Source organism: Geomonas edaphica (assembly GCF_004917075.1).
Lineage (GTDB): Bacteria > Desulfobacterota > Desulfuromonadia > Geobacterales > Geobacteraceae > Geomonas > Geomonas edaphica.
Map to the genome: position 1 here is coordinate 730,240 of NZ_SSYB01000004.1, position 18,083 is coordinate 748,322.

At 60.6% G+C, this 18,083-nt stretch carries 13 protein-coding genes; 5 read left to right on the plus strand and 8 right to left on the minus strand.

The annotated features are described in order from the left end of the window. Positions 1-210 precede the first annotated feature (210 nt). The 6 genes from E8K79_RS14050 to E8K79_RS14075 form a co-directional block, all read right to left on the minus strand. Positions 211-651, minus strand: coding sequence for a rhodanese-like domain-containing protein (locus E8K79_RS14050; RefSeq protein WP_136515265.1), 441 nt, complete (start codon positions 649-651; stop codon positions 211-213). A 622-nt stretch (positions 652-1,273) separates the two neighbouring features. Further along, positions 1,274-2,749: a cytochrome c family protein gene (locus tag E8K79_RS14055; RefSeq protein WP_136515266.1), complete on the minus strand. Its 1,476-nt coding sequence runs from the start codon at positions 2,747-2,749 to the stop codon at positions 1,274-1,276. Between the two features lie 41 nt (positions 2,750-2,790). After that, positions 2,791-3,054: a hypothetical protein gene (locus E8K79_RS14060; protein ID WP_136515267.1), complete on the minus strand. Its 264-nt coding sequence runs from the start codon at positions 3,052-3,054 to the stop codon at positions 2,791-2,793. Positions 3,055-3,140: 86 nt separating this feature from the next. Continuing rightward, positions 3,141-3,392: a GSU3529 family protein gene (locus E8K79_RS14065; RefSeq protein ID WP_136515268.1), complete on the minus strand. Its 252-nt coding sequence runs from the start codon at positions 3,390-3,392 to the stop codon at positions 3,141-3,143. 8 nt (positions 3,393-3,400) lie between these two features. After that, positions 3,401-3,727, minus strand: coding sequence for a DUF134 domain-containing protein (locus tag E8K79_RS14070; RefSeq protein WP_136515269.1), 327 nt, complete (start codon positions 3,725-3,727; stop codon positions 3,401-3,403). Between the two features lie 2 nt (positions 3,728-3,729). Continuing rightward, complete coding sequence (locus E8K79_RS14075; RefSeq protein WP_136515270.1) at positions 3,730-4,110, minus strand: NifB/NifX family molybdenum-iron cluster-binding protein; 381 nt, start codon at positions 4,108-4,110, stop codon at positions 3,730-3,732. Positions 4,111-4,385: 275 nt separating this feature from the next. Here E8K79_RS14075 and E8K79_RS14080 point away from each other — a divergent pair, with 275 nt between their 5' ends. The 5 genes from E8K79_RS14080 (at position 4,386) to E8K79_RS14100 (ending at position 12,229) form a co-directional block, all read left to right on the plus strand. Beyond that, positions 4,386-6,104, plus strand: coding sequence for a transporter substrate-binding domain-containing protein (locus E8K79_RS14080; protein WP_136515271.1), 1,719 nt, complete (start codon positions 4,386-4,388; stop codon positions 6,102-6,104). Next, positions 6,094-7,497, plus strand: coding sequence for a sigma-54-dependent transcriptional regulator (locus tag E8K79_RS14085; protein WP_136515272.1), 1,404 nt, complete (start codon positions 6,094-6,096; stop codon positions 7,495-7,497). Before E8K79_RS14080 ends, E8K79_RS14085 begins: the two co-directional genes overlap by 11 nt. Positions 7,498-7,760: 263 nt before the next feature. Then, entirely contained in the window at positions 7,761-9,041 is a 1,281-nt protein-coding gene (locus E8K79_RS14090; RefSeq protein ID WP_136515273.1) for a porin, read from the plus strand. A 43-nt stretch (positions 9,042-9,084) separates the two neighbouring features. Beyond that, the gene (locus tag E8K79_RS14095; protein WP_136515274.1) at positions 9,085-10,881 is read left to right on the plus strand and encodes a flavocytochrome c; all 1,797 of its coding nucleotides are present in this window, start codon (positions 9,085-9,087) and stop codon (positions 10,879-10,881) included. 127 nt (positions 10,882-11,008) lie between these two features. After that, positions 11,009-12,229 (plus strand): MFS transporter, encoded by a 1,221-nt coding sequence (locus E8K79_RS14100; protein WP_136515275.1) that lies wholly within the window; start codon positions 11,009-11,011, stop codon positions 12,227-12,229. Positions 12,230-12,652: 423 nt separating this feature from the next. On the opposite strand, the gene nifJ is transcribed toward E8K79_RS14100, so the two are convergent. Continuing rightward, a complete protein-coding gene (gene nifJ / locus E8K79_RS14105; protein WP_136515276.1) occupies positions 12,653-16,369 on the minus strand; it encodes a pyruvate:ferredoxin (flavodoxin) oxidoreductase in 3,717 nt (1,238 codons plus the stop codon). A 233-nt stretch (positions 16,370-16,602) separates the two neighbouring features. Next, on the minus strand, positions 16,603-17,526 hold the full coding sequence (locus E8K79_RS14110) for a LysR family transcriptional regulator (protein WP_136515277.1): 924 nt from the start codon (positions 17,524-17,526) through the stop codon (positions 16,603-16,605). Positions 17,527-18,083 lie beyond the last annotated feature (557 nt).

Genomic DNA, 18,083 nt, shown 5'->3' on the forward strand with positions numbered 1-18,083 from the left:
CAACTTTCCGCTGGTTCTTCATAATTTCGGGACGTCGCTCCAATTTATATACGAAGCGCTGCAGGTGCCCTAGCGTTCCCCCCTTTGCGAAGGGGGGACAGAGGGGATTTAGCCGAGCGAGTAAAAGCATCCAGTAGAGCCAGGTGGAAAATAAAAAAGCCGCTCCTCCCGTACAGAGAGAAGCGGCTTCGTGATTCGCCATCCTTTTGTTTATTTCCCCTGCACCACCAGTGCCTGGTAAGGCCATCCCTGCATGCCGTCCTCCAGGATGTGCATGCGCGCCTCGGCGATCCCCTTGCTCTTCAGATGATCGTAGGTGTTCTTGGCGCCGCCACCACCGCGCGGGCAGATGATCACGATCTCCTCGCGGGTTGCCTTTAACTGGGGAAGTACCCGGTCCAGCTTCGACTTCTCCTCGGCCGACTTCACCGGGAAAGCGTTGGTCTGCAGCGCACCCTTGAAATGGTGCTGCTGGAACTCCGCCGGTACCTGGATATCGACGATCTGCACCTTCTTCCCCGTTTCAAGCCACTTCTTGAACTCCTCGGGAGCCACGTACTGGTAGTTGCCACCGAAAAGGGGCGTGGCCAGCGCCGCCGACGCAGCGAGGATGGTCACCATTGCAAGGACCAGGGCGAAGATTCTCTTCATGTTTTGCTTCTCCTGTATGCCGATGATCTGGTCTCGGCTGAGTAAAAAATGCATGCGCATTTGTATATGTGTTGATGGGTGATAAGTCAAACCGATAGTTTCGATACATACTGCAGATGTTATCGGTAATTTGAATGTATCAGAAGCGAGCCTTCACGTTCCCCCTTTTGCGAAGGTTCTTCAGGAAATTCCGGGGAAGCAGGTATGTGTTGCCTCGAAGCAGTAAGCTGGCCAAACGTTCCCCCCTTTGCGAAGGGGGGGCAGGGGGGATTTAGCCTTGCCATTACACGCAAGCACCAACTGAGGAGTTTATTGCACACACTGCGGGATCAGACGCCAGATGCCTCCAACTTTGGTGATTGCAACAATTTTCAACCGGCGATACAGGGAACAGAGGCAAATCCCCCCCCTCCCCCCTTCGCAAAGGGGGGAGCTCTAAGGCCACCGTTCTCAGCAAGAGAGGATACGGGTTATCTGAAAGGCGTCTTCCCCGGAATTCCCGGATGAACCTTTGCGAAGGCGGGACAGGGGGATTTGCTTTGGGTACTTTCCGCAGAGATCCACGCAAAAAAAAGCCCCCGGAGTGCGGGGGCAAGAGACTTACGGAGAGGTTGATGCGGGATTAGCGTGCGGCCTGACGGGTGGAGAGCGACGCCTTCTTAAGCGCCATGTCGACGACCGGCAGTGGTGGGACGGCCTTCAGGCCATAAATCTTTTCGAGGTCGATGTCTTTGGGTACCGCCTTCAGCAGCGCCTCGGCGACCTTCTGGTCCGCCTGCCGGTAGCGCAGTTTCACCTCGACGTTCAACTTCTTCATCCCCTTCAGGACCGGGACGCCGTAGTACACGTCCTTGTACCCCCGGGGAGGGATGGTGTCGTGTCGCGAGAACGAGGTCACCACCCATGGATCGATGGCGAAATGGAAGTTGTCCCCCATGCCGTCGGAGTTGAAGAGCCGGGCATCAGCGGGGAGTGAGCCGTCTGCACCGACCTGTCCGCTGGTAAGGACCGTCTTGCCTGCCTCGTCCTTCGCCACGATCTCAAGCCACATCTGGCGCACGTTCGTGAGCGAGGTGGGGAGGTTGTGCCCGGCGCGCACGTTCCTCACCCGGACCTGAAGCTCTTTCAGCTCCCCTTTCTGATAGCTCGGGGTGATCTCGATGTCGGCGGCAGACTTCAGCCGGTCGACGGCCATCTGGTACTGCTTCATGAAAAGATCGGCCTGCTCCTGGTTGCCCGCCTTCTTCGCGGCACCGGCGGCGAGATAGCTCAACAGGTAGTTGGCGCCGTTGAAGTAGTGCCGGTACTCCTTGCGGTCGGGCTTGATGAACTGGTCCGCCGCCTTCTTGAAGGAGGCGGTGTCGACCATGTGGCAGTCCTGGCAGAGGACGTTTTTCTGGGCGTACGGGCCGTGCTTCCACTCAAGGTAGGTCGCCTCGAGCGGGAAGTGCGCGTCGTAATGGTAGACCTGGTGACAGGATGCACAGAGGTCGGCCTGCAGGTGCAGCGAGCTCTCGGCGCAGTCGTGGAAGCCACCACCGCACTCCTCGCTCGGCTTGAAGGGGCCGCGCTTGACGAACCTTGGGCCGTCCTTGGTCTCCACGCCGGGGGTGAGGATGAAGGAGCCGTTCTCAGGCTCGTGGGACGGTGTCTGCCAGTGCGTAACGCCGCTCACCGAGTGGCAGATGTCGCAGGAGACACCGGCCAGCGCCATCTCGCTCAGTCCCGCGTTGCCGGGACCCTTTATCTCGCCGGTGACCACGCCCGCGGGGGAATGGCACCCCTCGCACTGACGCGAGATCTCGTGACCGACCGCCTTCACCGCCTTGTTAAGTTCCCCCTGGTAGACAGGGTCCTGGAAGGCGAGCTGGTGCACCGAGGCGCTCCACTCCTTGTACTGTTTCTCATGGCAACCTTGGCAGACGGTCGGCGGGGTGAAATCGAGGGTGGACTTGTTCCATTTGATGAGCGAGGGGTAGTAGGGGTAGAACTCGCGGTCGACGTCGAAGACTGGCGACGCGGCCATGGCGGAGCCGGCCAGCGTGGCGAACGTAGCGGCTGCGGCAAGGATCAGTGCTAACTTCCCTTTGAGCTGCATGGTGCCTCCAGTGAGTTGCTCATATCAGTGGTGCTGCTTAATCACTCTTCTGTTTCGTCGGGCGCTTCTTCCTGACACTTCTGTTTCTTGAGCATGCACTGCTTCACCTTCCTGACCGCTTCCTGGTCGTCGGGGTAAAGCGCGAAGGGGACGTTTTCCCCGCCGCTTTCCTTGTAGATCCTGTACCTGTTGCAGCTTTGGTAGTCTCCAAAGCAGAGCTTGCTCTGGATGTACTCCGCCGCCTTTGGAAGGTCCTTCATGTTGTCCTTGAAGAACTGACAGCACTCGACGAGTTCACACGCCATGACTCACCTCAACGATCAAATATCATCAAATTGCAGGGTAGCAGTATAAATGGCCCACCCGCCGTACGGTGACGGGGAGTGACCGGTCAACCTTTGCCGCGCATCCGGTCGAGCGTAGCCTGGATGGTGGCGGCGCTCACGGAGTCACCGAAGCATCCCGCCCCGGCGTAGCTGTCAAACGCCTCGATCTGCTCCAGCAGGAGCTCTACCAGCTTCACGTCGCGCCCAGAAGCCGGATGGCTCGCGATCTCCAGGATCTCTTTCAGAAGCGACGCGGGGAGGTCGGCCTCCTCGTGCTGCCGCCGTGCTGTCTCAGCCAGTTTCTCCAAAAGTTCCATGCGGCCCTCTACGAAAGTTCTCCGCAGGGGAGGGGGGCCAGCTCTGCGGGGGCGCCGGCGATGGCGAGCGCCTTCTGGTGCACCAGCGCTTCCGCCACCTTGGCGCGCGCCGAGGCCAGCAGACGCTGCACCGTGCCGCGCGATATCCCCATGCACTCTCCGGCCTCTTCCTGGGTCTTACCCTGCCCGTCGCACAGGTGGAGGGCGTCCAGCTCGTCGTGGGCGAGCCGCAGCATTTCAAGATCCTTGAGCGGTGTGCCGGCCGGCTTGAAGACCGCGGCGAAACCTGCGCGGTGCGGGCAGATACAGGTTCTCGGCTTGCGGGGACGCGGCATGATCAGTGGGAGCAGCCGTGGCTGTGGCCGTGCCCGCCGCAGGTGTGGCCGGGAAGGTACTCCGGCAGCTCGTTCGCCTTGAAAAGTGCCATGTTTTCAGCCACCGTTCCCGGGCGGGCCTGGAACACGCGCATGCCGGCCGCGTTCAGCTTGTAGAGCGCCCCGCCGCCGATTCCTCCTACCACGATCGCGTCGACCTCATGCCCGCCAAGCCCGGCAACCGGATTGCAGGCGCCGTGCTGGTGCACGCGGTCGCCGTTGTTGATGGCGGTGCACTCGTCGGTGTTGCTGTCTACCACGAGAAACCCGGGAGCGGAGCCGAAATGACCGAAAACTGCACTGGAAAGACCTTCGTTACATTCAACTGGGAAACAGATCTTCATCCTTACCTCCGGGTGATATTGTGTATATGCACACGGCACAACTAACATTCAGAAAACAATATGTCAACAGGTTTTAAAGGAAAGATGCCATTTTCTCGCACAGCCAGTGTGGGAATGTGGCCGGGAAACGGCCGGAGAGGGCGCGCACGAAGGGAGGGAAGGATGTTTTGCTTTGACGCGGGCTTGTCGCAGGTGCTATAAGTGCCGCGAACTCCCTCACTCCCTGTGCTCCTTCCTGACAATACACCGGCATGTTGTGTTTAGGAGCCTTCATCATGCTTACCAGATTCCTTTTGCTGTTGCTTGCCCTGAGCCTGACCGTATCGGAGGTAAACGCCGAACCGGTAGCGGGCCGCGACCTGAGCGTCATCGTCGTGGGCGGTAACAGCAACTACCCTCCATACCAGTTCCTGGACAAAAACGGTCAGCCGGCCGGCTATATCGTCGACCTCACCAGGGCCATCGCCCGGGTGATGGGGTTGAAGGTCGAGATCAAGCTTGACGATTTCGGGAAGATCCTCAATGGGCTGGACAGCGGTGACATCGACATCCTGGAAGGGCTCTCCTATTCCGAGGCAAGGGCCCGCGAGTACGAGTTTTCAACGCCGCACTCCATCATCGTGCAGGCCATCTTCGCCCGGAAAGGGACCCCGGCGGTCAAGAGCCTGGAACAGCTCAGGGGGAAAAAGGTGCTGGTGCACCGTGGCGGCGGCATGCACGGCTACTTGCAGGAAAAGCATTACGATGCGGATCTCGTGCTGACCGACAGCCCGCGGGAAACCCTGCAGGAGCTGGCAGCCGGGCGCTGCGATTACGCCGTCGTGGCCCTGCTCCCTGCGATGTACATCATCCGGGAAGAGAAGCTCGCGAACCTGGTGCCGGTAGCCACCAACGTCGCCCCGCAGCGCTACTACTGCTACGCGGCCAAAAAGGGGAACGCCGAACTGGTGGCCCAGATGAACGAGGGGCTTTCCATCCTCAAGAAGACCGGGGAGTTCAACCAGATCTACAACAGGTGGATCGGCGTCCTCGAACCGCAACGCACCTCATGGCTTGTCGTGGCCAAATACGCGGCACTGGTCGTCATCCCGCTCTCCCTCGTACTGATGGGCACCGTGCTCTGGTCCTACTCGCTGCGCAGGCAGGTGGCGCAGCGCACCGAATCGCTCTCGAACGCGCTGGCGGAGCTGCAGAGAAACCAGCAGCAACTGGTGCAGGCCGACAAGATGGCCGCGCTCGGCATCCTGGTCTCCGGGGTGGCCCATGAGATCAACAACCCCACCGGCATCATCCTGATGAACATGCCCACCCTGAAAAAGATATTCCGGGACGCGGAGCGGATACTCGACCGTTATCAGGAGGAAGAAGGCGAGTTCACCCTTGGAGGGATTCGGTACCAGAGGGTGCGTCAGGAGGTGCCGCTCATCCTGGACGAGATACAGGATGGCGCCCAGCGCATCAAGAAAACGGTGGAGGACCTGAAGAATTTCGCGAGGAAAGACGACGAGGCCCACAAGGAGATGCTGGATTTCAACAATGTAGTGCGGACAGCGGTACGCCTTGTGGACGTGGCGACCCGCAAATTCACCAACGCGTTCACCGCAACGTATGGTGACGCGCTCCCTCCGGTATTCGGCAACGAGCAGCGCCTAGAGCAGGTGGTGGTGAACCTCGTCATGAATGCGGGGCAGGCCCTGCCCGACCCGAGCAAAGCCATAGCCCTGCGGACCTGGCATGATGTCGCGACCGGCAGGGTGATGCTGTCCGTGCATGACGAGGGGACCGGGATCTCGCCGGAGCACCTGAAGCACCTCACGGACCCATTCTTCACCACCAAGCGCGAGAACGGGGGGACCGGACTTGGACTCTCCATATCTGCGAACATCATCAAGGACCACGGCGGCGAAATCGCCTTCGATTCAGGGGTAGGAGAGGGGACCACGGTCACCCTCGCTTTGCCGGCCGCCGTGGCAGGGAGAAAAAATGGACAGTGAGCTCTACCCGTCTTTCAAGGTCCTCCTGGTGGACGATGAACCGGCCTGGCTGCGCTCGCTGTCGCTGGCCCTCGAGAGCAGCTGCGGCATCACCAACGTGGAGCTTTGCAGCGACAGCCGCAAGGTGCTGGATATCATGGCGCAGGGGGAAGTAGGCCTGGTACTGCTGGATCTCACCATGCCTCACGTCTCAGGCGAAGACCTCCTGGTCCAGATCGCGGAGCGCCATCCCGGGGTGGCGGTCATCGTGGTCAGCGGGCTGAACCAGGTGGGGAAGGTCGTCAACTGCATGAAGCTTGGCGCCTATGACTACTACGTGAAGACCGACGACGAGGAGCGCATCGTCTGCGGCGTGCAGCGCGCCATCAAGCACCTGGAGCTGCAGCGCGACAACAAGGAGATGACCCGGCGCTTCGTTTCCTGCGAGTTGCAGCACCCCGAGGCCTTCTCCGCCATCTGTACCGCCGACCGCGCCATGCAGGCGATCTTCGCCTATATAGAGGCGGTGGCGGTAAGCCCGCTTCCCCTGCTGATCACCGGTGAAAGCGGCTCCGGCAAGGAGCTTCTCGCCCAGGCCACGCACCGGCTGAGCGGCTGCCGGGGCGAGCTGGTGGCCGTCAACGTCGCGGGGCTCGACGATACCGTCTTCTCCGACACCCTTTTCGGGCACGTGCGGGGCGCCTTCACCGGCGCGGAAGGGGTGCGCCGCGGCATGATCGAGTCGGCCGCCAACGGCACCCTTTTCCTCGACGAGATAGGGGACCTGAGCATCGCTTCGCAGGTGAAACTCTTGCGGCTGTTGCAGGAGGGGGAGTATTTTCCGCTCGGCTGCGATCAGCCCAGGCGTCTGAAGGCGCGCATCGTGGTGGCGACGCACCAGAACCTGGAAGCCAAGGTAGCACAGGGGAGCTTCCGGTGCGATCTCTTCTACCGGCTGCGCACCCACCACGTCGAGGTGCCGCCGCTGCGAAGCCGCAAGGGGGACATCCCGTACCTGCTCGACCTGTTCCTCGAGGAGGCAGCCGGCATGATGGGGAAGAAAAAGCCGACTCCGCCACCGGGGCTCGTACAGCTTTTGTCCACCTACAGCTTCCCTGGTAACGTCAGGGAGCTGAAGGCGATGGTGTTCGATGCCGTCAGCACCCATAAGGAGCGCATGCTCTCCATGGACAGCTTCGTAAAGGCGGTCAGCGCCGGTGGGGGAGTTTCCGAGCGGGTGCCGGACCAGAACCCCTTTGCCGGCTTCGAACCGCTCCCGACCTTCGCCAATGCCGCAAACTACCTCTTAGATGAGGCGATGAACCGTGCCGGCGGCAACCAAACGCTGGCGGCGCGGCTGCTCGGCATATCCCAACCCTCGCTCTGGAAGCGCCTCAAATCGGCCCGCGGCTGAACCCCTATTGCCGGAGTCTATAGCTATAGATTCCGGCAATACCTGCCTAACCTGCCGTATCTCCACCTCTTTTAAAGCCCGCCTTAAAACTCCAATAGCCTGCGGCTATAGCGGTTCACTCCTTCGTTTCATCTTCTTGCGCCGAATAAGCTAATAAACCTGCTGACTTATCTCTATTGCCAACATTTGGTATCGATCCTGCTCTTATTAAAGCCAAAAGCAATCACGGGGCCCTGAGCCCTAACACTCTGAAGGAGAGGATCATGAAACAGCAGACGGCGGTGGTATTGGCAGGTTTTCTGGCGGTGATGGCTGTGGGACATGATGTCCAGGCGAAGAGCCTTGAAGACATTCTGAAGGAGAAAGGTGTCATCACTGAGGCGGAGTTCAAGGAAGCGTCCAAAGCCAAGCCTTATGACTACAAGCTCGGCAAAGGGTTCGTCCTCACCTCGCCGGACCAGAAGTTCCAGTTGCAGATCGGCGGGCAGATTCAGGCGCAGTACGAGTTCGACGACTATGACCTGGCCAGCAAACAGGACGTGAGCCAATTCAACCTGCGGCGCGTGAAGACCCTCCTGAGCGGTTACGCGTTCACCAAGGACCTCACCTACAAGGCAACCTACAACTGGGCCAACGTGGTGAAGGAGAACACCAAGGCGATGGAAGAGGTGAACCTGAAGTACCGTGTCGCCGACGAGCTGCAGATCATGCTGGGACAGGAGAAGATCCAGTACTCGAGGCAGTGGATCACTTCCAACACCGCCCAGCAGTTCGTGGACGGCTCCTTCGTGCGGAACGCCTTCATGCAGGGGTACGACACCGGCATCAACCTGCACGGCGACCTCTGGTCCGGCGTAGTGAAGTACGACGCGGGCCTGTTCGGAGGCGCCGGCCAGAACACGAAGAACAAGACCAACGACAACGCGTACAACTTCAGGGTGGCCGTCAATCCCCTGGGCGACATGAAGTACGGCGAGGGTGACCTCGAGTATTCCGAGAAACCCCTGGTATCGCTTGGGAGCAGCTACTACCTGAACACCTTGAGGAAGACCGTTGCCGGCACCGGTACCACGGCGACCTCGGCCATCGACAACAACAACTCGAACTTCGTGACCGACACCAACGGCTGGCTCGGCAAAGCGGTGAAGGGGAAATACTTCGGGACTGCGGCGGCCGAAGAGATCAGCGTCGACTCCTGGGAAGCGGACTTCGCGTGCAAGTGGCTGGGCGCCTCGATGCAGGGCGAGTACTTCTGGGGCAAAGCGGTTGGCGAGATCTCGGACAAGGAGTTGATCGCCAGGGGCGGGTACCTGCAGGCCGGTTACTTCGTGATCCCGAAGCGGCTTGAGCTTGCGCTGCGCTACGCCTGGATGGACCCGAACCGTGCGATTTCCAACGATTCCATCTCTGAAATCCAGGGTGCGGTGAACTATTTCCTCTACGGCAACAACCTGAAGATCCAGGGCGACGTCGGCAACCGCCACACCTACAAGGATAAGACCGACGACCTCGTGGCGCGCGCCCAGGTGCAGCTCCTCTTCTAAGGGGTAGGCGATGACAAGGACGACGGAGTTACAGGAGAGAAAAATGAGAAACAAAAGAACGATACTCGCGCTGATGATGTCGGCGGTCCTGCTGGTTGCGGCCTCCCTGGCCTGGGGAGCGGACTCCTCCAAGAGCGCATTCCTTTCGGGGGTGCACAAGAAGAACAACGTGAGCTGTGCCGATTGTCACGGGAAGTCCATCGCGGTTGATGACAACGAGACGGCGCTGAACAAGAACTGCAAAGGGTGCCATGGCGGCTTCGCAGATCTGGCGACGAAAACCAAGGAGCACATCAACCCGCACAAATCGCACCTGGGCGAGACCAACTGTACCGCTTGCCACAAGGGACATGTCGCATCCAAGGCTTACTGCAACTACTGCCACAGCTTCGCCATGAAGATCCCGGCCATGGGAACGGAAAAAGAGTCGAGCGACAAGAAGTGGGTGCAGGAAACCTCCAAGGGGGCAAAGGATCAGAAGTCTGCGCGGACCGAATCTGCCGATGTCGTGGTGATCGGTGCAGGGGGCTCGGGCTACGTAGCTTCCATCACCGCCCATGACGCGGGGGCGAAGGTGATCCTCCTGGAGAAGATGCCCATCACCGGCGGCAACAGCATGCTGGCGGCCGGCGGGATCAACGCGGCCCGGACCCGTTACCAGGAGAGGCTCGGGATGCACGACGACCCGGCCGATATGGTGAAGGAGACCATGAAGGGTGGGAGGGACAAGAACGATCCTGAACTCGTGAAGGTGCTGGCGTACAAATCCGCTGACGCGGTCGATTTCCTGGTCTCCTTGGGCGCCGACATGACCGACCTGGTGCGCTCCGGCGGCGTTGCAGTGGACCGTACCCACCGCCCGGTAGGCGGCGCGGCGGTAGGTCCGCATCTCATCAAGGTGTACCGTGAGAATGCCGCCAAGCGTAACCTCGACGTCCGGGTGAACTCCGAGGTGGTACAGATCCTCTCCGACGGCAACGGACGCGTGACCGGCGTCCAGGTCAGGGGAAAGCACAGCGGGCTCTACACCATCAAGGCCAAGGCGGTGATCGATACCGCCGGTGGCTTCGCGGCAAACAATGAGCTGGTCGGCTTCTACAAGCCGCAGTTCAAGGAGACCGCCTCCTCGAACCAGCCGGGCGCTACCGGCGAGGGTGTCGCACTGGCGCAGAAGATCGGCGCTAACGTGATCGACATGGAGCAGATCCAGATCCATCCGACCATGGGGGGAGAGACCAAAGTCCTCATCTCCGAGACGGTGCGCGGCAGCGGTGCCATCCTGGTGAACCATGCCGGCAAACGCTTCGTGAACGAGCTGACCACCCGCGACAAGGCCTCCGCCGCCATCCTGGCCCAGCCTGAAAAGTCCGCCTTCCTGGTGCTTGGCGAGGATATCCGCAAGAGCAACGTCCAGATCGACGGCTACATCGTGCTCGGTCTGGTGCAGCAGGCCGACAGCGTGGCCGAGCTTGCCGCCAAGATGGGCGTCCCCGCCGATGCGCTGACAGCCACCGTGGAAAGCTACAACAAGGCCTTCGCGGCCAAGAAAGACCCCGAGTTCCAGCGCCAGGACATCCCGAGGCCGGTGAACGGGCCGAAATACTACTCCATCTGGGTGAAACCGGGGCGCCATCACACCATGGGTGGCGTGAAGATCAATACCGAGGCACAGGTCATCGGTAAGGACGGCAAAGCGATGACCGGCTTCTACGCGGCCGGTGAAGTCACCGGCGGGGTGCATGGCTGGAACCGTCTGGGCGGCAACGCCATCACCGACACGGTCGTCTTCGGCCGGATCGCCGGTGCCAACGCGGCGCGTTTCGCAAAGGACGCGAAGTAAGGCGGCATTTTGAACAAAACGAGCGCCCCGCGTCACTAAAGACGCGGGGCGCTCAGCTCTGAAGGGTGGCCTACGCCTCAGGCAGAGGCAGAAACAGCCGAAGGGGCGAGCCCGCAAGGAACCCGGCATGAAGAACGGAAAACTTTTCAAGTCGCTGTTTCTGATCAACTTCGCAACGAGCCTAGGCTTCGGGATCGCCGACGCCTTCTTCTCCACCTACCTCTTCAGCCTCGGCGGGCGCGGCATCCTTCTCGGTCTGCCGCTGCTCCTTTTCTCCCTTTCGAAGATCCTTTTCAGCCCGGTGATGGGCGCCTGCGTCGATCGCTTCGGCGCTAGGGGCGCGGTGACCTTCAGCCTTACCCTCTACCTCCTCGTTTCCCTTGGTTACCTCTTCAGTTCCGACCTCATCCTCTTAATGGCGCTGCGCCTGGTCCAGGGGGTGGCCTGCGCGATGTTTCGGCCGGTTATGCTCTCACTGGTCGGCGCGGCGAGCGGTGCAAACGGGGAAGGGCGGGCGGCTGGGACCTTCGATATCTCTTTCTATCTCGCCATCGGCGTCGGGCCGGTCCTGGGTGGGGTACTGCACGACTTCTGGGGCTTTTACGGCATCTTCGCAAGCCTTGCCTCTTTATGCCTCCTCTCCCTCGCCATCGCGCTTCGGAGCATTCCTGCCCACTCGAGCGATAGAACTTCATGCAAACAAGAAAAGGTCTGCCTCACGCTCCCAGCGGCCCTCAAGGTGGCGCGCCACGGTACCATGGGGGGGCTCCTGTTCTTCATCTTTGGCCGGGGGTGCGGGATTTCGCTGTTGGCGGGATTTCTTCCCATCCTCCTGAACGCGCGGTTGGGGCTTACCGGCACCCAGACCGGCCTGGTGCTCGCCTCAAGCACGCTCGTCATCACGACGCTTCTGCGACCGGTCGGCAGGCTCTCAGACTGCCACTCGCGGAAATCCCTGGTGCTCCTGGGTGGGATCTCGGTGTCGCTTCTCTACTTCCTGATACCCGTGGCACAGGGATTCCAGCAGGTACTCGTGCTGGGTGGCGGGATCGGGCTATGCAGCGTACTTTCGCAGCCTGCAAGCACCGCCCTTCTCCTTGAGCAGGGGGAGCGTCACGGGACTGGTCTTGCCGTCGGGGTCTTCAATTCGGCGTTGAACTTAGGTTTCCTGGTGGGGCCGCTCTTCGGGGGATGGCTGCAGAGTCGTTTCGGGCTTACTTCCGTCTTCTACGCCGCCGGCTGGATCGGCTTGGCCGCAGCGGGACTCTTCGCGGCGAGCACGTTGGTGCGAGAGAGGGCCGATTCCCGCCAATCCGCGTCAGCCAACCGGGATGTTGCAGTAGCCTAAAGTCCTCCTCCCTTTGGCGAAGGTCCGTCAGAGAATTTCTGGGCTGGCGGAAAACCGTGGGCACGAAGCGTCGCAGGTCCCCTCGCGCCCCCCCCTTTGCGAAGGGGGGACGGGGGGGATTTGCTTTTGTCCCTCAGCACTCGTTAGCAGGACGGGATTCCTGGTCTGGCTTTACTCCTGGATGAGAAGAAGGATTGTCCGGCATCCGTCGATTTTTGTGCAGCGTGCACGATTGTAGTGTCAGCAGGTGCTTGTATGCTCCGACCAAGGCAAATCCCCCCTGCCCCCCCTTCGCAAAGGGGGGAACGTTAGGGCTCATGCAGTGCTTTGTAGGCAGCTGCGCTTCGCGTTCCCAGGAATTCCAGGCAAAGGTATGACGGGATGGTCCGGCCTGTCCTTCTGGATAACCCGTTTCCTTGTTCCTCACTCCTCTATCTTCTTATCGATCCCCGCGCGGCCGTCGTCGCACTCCTCCTCGGGCTCGCTGGGGCGGCTGTAGCGCGGGTCGCTGGTCGCGCTCACGCAGACCGGCGCCGGTTCCTCGGCGGCACCCGCGGCGGCCGGGACATGGTCGTGGTTTCTCCCCCCGTCCTTAGGGACATCCCCGTTGGTCGGCTGCCAGTCGGCCAGGTCGCGCAGCGTGCGGAAACGCTCCAGCGCCTCCTGTTCCATTTGCTCGCGCAGCATCTTCGCCACCTCAGGGTTCTGCTTCTCAAGGGCCTGGAAGCGCACCTCTCCTGAGAGGAACTCGGCGAGCGAACCGTCGGGCTTCTTCGACTCGAGGATGAACGGGTTCTTTCCTTCCCGCTTCAATAGCGGGTTGTAGCGGTAAAGCGGCCAATAGCCGGACTTGACAGCCAACTGGCTCTCCTCTATGGATTTCCCCATCCCCTTCCTGATCCCCTGGTTGATGCAGGTGGAGTAGGCGATGATGAGCGACGGCCCAGGGTACGCCTCCGCCTCGGCGATCGCCCTCATGGTCTGGTTCTTGTCGGCCCCGATGGCGACCGAGGCTACATAAACGTAGCCGTAGGTCATCGCCATGCGCCCGAGGTCCTTCTTCGAGGTCCGCTTTCCTGCGGCGGCGAAGCGCGCGATGGCGCCCAGTTGGGTCGCCTTGGAGCACTGCCCCCCGGTGTTCGAGTAGAGCTCCGTGTCCATGACGAGGAGGTTCACGTCCTCCCCCGCGGCGATTACGTGGTCTAGGCCACCAAAACCTATGTCGTAGGCCCAGCCGTCACCGCCGTAGATCCAGATAGACTTCTTGGTGAAGAGATCTACGCAACCGGCGATCTGCTGCAAAAGCTCGTTGTTGCCCGCTTTCGGCAAAAGCTCCCTCAGCCGGTCGCCGTGGCGCCGCGAGAGCTCGGGATCCATCATCCCCGAAAGCCATGCCTCGAGCTCGCTTCGCAACTCCCCTTCCGGCAGGCTCTGCACGGCGTGGCGCACCTGGTCCGCCAAAAGCTCCCTTCTCTGCGTGACCGCCATGTGGTAGCCGAAACCGAACTCGGCGGCATCCTCGAAAAGCGAGTTGTTCCAGGCCGGCCCGTGCCCGTCGGCGTTGGCGCAGTAAGGGGAGACCGGCGCCGAGGCGCCCCAGATCGAACTACAGCCGGTTGCGTTGGCGATCATCATCCGCTCGCCGAAAAGCTGGGTGATGATCCTCGCGTACGGCGTTTCACCGCAGCCGGAGCAGGCCCCGGAGAATTCGAGAAGCGGCTTTTGGAATTGGCTTCCAAGCACCGTGTTGCGCTTCATCAGGTGCCCCTTCGGCGCGAGGGTCTCGGCGAACTTGCGGTTCTCCTCCTGCACCGCGGACTGGGTGTCGATCGGTTTCATGACGAGGGCCGGGACCTTGGCGGGGCAGATGTCGGCGCAGTTGCCGCACCCCATGCAGTCCATGGTGTAGACCTGGATGCGGAAGCGGTGCCCCTTCACCTCGCGGGCCTGGGCCGGGATCGTCTCGTAGCTTTCCGGCGCCCCCGCCATCTCCTCGTCGGTGGCGAGGAAGGGGCGGATGGTTGCGTGCGGGCAGATGTAGGAGCACTGGTTGCACTGGATGCAGTTCTCCTTGATCCACTCGGGCACGTTGATGGCGACGCCCCGCTTTTCGTAGCGCGCGGTGGAGAATGGGAAGACACCGTCCGGCGCAAAGGAGGAGACCGGCAGCTCGTCCCCCTTCTGGCGAAGGATCGGGAATACCATGTCGCGCATGTAGCCGGGCATCTCTTGGTGCAGCCGGAAGTCGGTGCCGCGCTCGTCATCGGCGTCGCGCCATGAGTCGGGATACCCGATCTCAACGAGGCTTTGCACCGCCAGGTCCACCGCGGCCAGGTTCATCTCCACCACCTGCTCACCCTTCCTGCCGTACTCCTTGCGGATCGAGTCCTTCAGAAGTTCCACGGCCCGCTCGAAGGGGAGCACCCCGGAGAGCTTGAAGAAGGCGGTCTGCATGATCATGTTGATGCGCCCGCCTAGCCCTGCCGACTGCGCGATGCTGATCGCGTCGACGTTGTAGAAACGGATCTTCTTCGCCGCGATGTCCCGGCGCATCGTCGCCGGCAGGTGCTCTTCCATCGCCTCGACCGTGTTCCACGGGGAGTTCAAGAGGAAGGTCCCGCCCTCCTTGATCCCCTCCAGAAGGTCGTAGATCTGCACGTACGGCGCCTTTTGACAGGAGATGAAGTCGGCCGCGTCGACGAGATAGGTGGACTGGATCGGGCTTTCGCCGAAGCGCAGGTGCGAGACGGTGATCCCCCCGGATTTCTTCGAATCGTAGGAGAAGTAGGCCTGGACGTAGAGATCCGTGTTGTCGCCGATGATCTTTATCGCCGCCTTGTTCGCCCCGACGGTGCCGTCCGCCCCCATCCCCCAGAAGCGGCACTGGATGGTCCCCTCCGGCGTCGTTAAGAGGGTCCCCAGCGCCGGAAGCGAGCTGCCGGTCACATCATCCTCGATGCCGACGGTGAAATGGCGCTTGCCGGGGGGGCCATTCATGTTGTCGAAGACGCTCTTCACATGCACCGGGCGGAACTCCTTCGAGCCCAGGCCGTAGCGCCCGGCGTAGAGTTCGGGAACGCTGCCGCCGCGCTCCATGAACGCGGTGCAGACATCCTGGTAGAGCGGGTCCCCCTGGGCCCCGGGCTCCTTGGTGCGGTCGAGCACGGTGATCTTTCGAGCGCTTTCCGGGATGACGGAAAGGAGCGCGCCGGCGTCGAAGGGGCGGTACAGGCGCACTTTAACAAGCCCCACCCTTTCCCCCGAGCCGTTCAGGTGGCGCACCACCTCCTCGGCGCACTCGCAGGAAGAGCCCATGGTGATGATCACCCGATCCGCCTCGGCGTGCCCCACGTAGTCGAAGAGCCGGTAATGGCGCCCGGTGAGCTGTCCGACCCGTTCCATGGTGGTGCTGATGATCTCGGGGAGAGCCTGGTAGAAGAGGTTCGCCCGCTCGCGCCCCTGGAAGTAGATGTCCGGGTTCTGCGCCGTGCCGCGCAGGTCCGGATGCTCAGGGTTCATCGCCTTCTTGCGGAAGAGGGCGAGCTTTTCGTAGTTCACCAGGCGCGCCATCTCCTCGTAGGGGATCACCTCGATCTTCTGCACCTCGTGCGAGGTCCGGAAGCCGTCGAAGAAGTGCAGGAAGGGAATGCTTCCCTCCAGGGCGGCCAGGTGCGCCACGAGCGCCAGGTCCATCACCTCCTGGACCGAGGAGGAGCAGAGCATGGCGAAGCCGGTCGGTCGGGCCGCCATGACATCCTGGTGGTCGCCGAAGATGGAGAGGGCGTGGGTGGCGATGGCGCGCGCCGAGACGTGAAACACCCCCGGAAGCTGTTCACCCGCGATCTTGTACATGTTGGGGAGCATGAGCAAAAGTCCCTGGGACGCCGTGAAGGTTGTGGTGAGCGCCCCCGCCACAAGCGAGCCGTGCACGGCGCCGGCGGCACCCGCCTCCGACTGCAGCTCCTTTATGTTCAGCACCTGCCCGAAGATGTTCTTTCTCCCCTGCGCAGCCCATTCGTCCGCCACTTCCCCCATCGTAGACGAAGGGGTGATGGGGTAAATCGCCGCCGTCTCGCTCAGCGCGTAGGCTACGTGCGCCGCAGCCGTGTTGCCGTCCATCGTTTTCCTGGATCCGCTCATGTGAACAGTCCCCCTTGTAAAGAGATGGAAACCCGCGCCCGTCGGCACCGCCCGTACCAATGTGAGCCGAGGGTAGGTCGTATTAACGAAGTTTAATATGCTACCATCGTTTCGTTTGAAGGGAAGGAGCGGGAGGTGCTTTTGACGCGGGAGGAAAGTGGGGCAGAAACGAAGAAAGGAAATATGGGGGCTCGCGGAAGGGGGAACGGCGGAGCCCCTATGGCGTGTGGATTCTAACGGATGACGAGGGACGCGGGAGGGGTGATGGAGAACCTGAGGAAGATCCCTGCAATCAGGTCGAACATGGCCGGGTCGAGCGTCTTGTTTTTCTGCAGGACCAGGCGTCGTGGGCGCGCTGTTGCGAATCCTTCGACATGGTGGCTGATGAGTGAGCCGTTGGCGAGGTACTCGGCGACCAGGCTTCGCGAGATCAAGGTGATTCCCTCACCTGACATGACAGCTCTAATGATGAAGGGGATGTCGTCGTAATATATTGTGTTGCGGAATTCAGCGGCGTCCCTGCCGAGATCGGTCATGCTTTTTTCGAGAAAGCGTCGTGCGCAGCAGCCACTCTTCTTGCAGTAAAGGCGTTCGCTCAAAACCCTCTCAATTCCCACCACCTTGTCTTCTATGCCGAACCCGGGGGCGCTCACGAAAACCATCTCGTCGTCGGGAAGGACGTAGGTGTCGAACTCCTCAAGGTTAGGGTCCTCGCAGAACTCGATCAGCACCAGGTCGTAGACGTTTCCCCTCAACCCTTTGAGCGCACCCTCCGGCATATCGAACACGAAGCTCAGGTCGCTGGTGCCGGAGTTGCGGGACATGAAGCGGGTGAAAACGTCGGGAAGGTACGACATGCCGAAGGGGGGCGTACAGCAGAAGGAGATCTTCCGCTTGCTGGCAAGGACCTCGAGGTCGTGCAGGAAGTCCTGTTCGATCTTCAGGACCTGACGGGCCCTGTCAAGGAGCAACTGCCCCGCCGCGGTAGGGCGCAGGGACATTCCGGACCGGTCCAGGAGCAACTGCTCATAGTGGTCCTCGAGGAGCTTGATCCTTCTTGATACCGCTGACTGCGTCACACAGAGAACCTCGGCCGCTTTGGAAAAGCTGCCGCACTCAACTGACGCGATGAGGGTTTTTAGAGTGACGAAATCCATGTAAGACTCGCGTACCGTGTGCTATGCGAAAAACGCATAGGCTGTGTGAGAATATGTCGTTTGTGCATATTGCAAAAAACAATTATACATTGCAACAACGAAATGGATTAGCGGAAATATATGATTTAAAAATCATAGCTTGCGACTTTGAGCTGTTCCCGGAGTGCAAGAGTGGCAGCAGATTCAACTCAGAAATATTGGCGCATGTTAATTACTATGCGTGTTACGCATGACGCTATGAGTATCTTTCACTTGAGTAGTTCACCCCAGTGTCCGAAAGGAAACTCATTGCAGCAACCCAGCGCGTCAAATTATTGTATGAAGGAAAACCCTATAAGTATCATGAGTATACGACTCTTCACACAGCTGCTGCAACATCTCTCTCAGAGTTTGAACCTCCTTGTGTTCCAATCTCAGTGGCCCTCCAGATCGAGAAGTCACATTCTTGACAATCCAAGAAAATATTTTAATTTCAACCGTAGAAATATATGTCTGAGCTAACTATACCGAAAGGAGGATTAGTAGTAACTAAGCCTTGTTGTGTCGCAAACTAACCA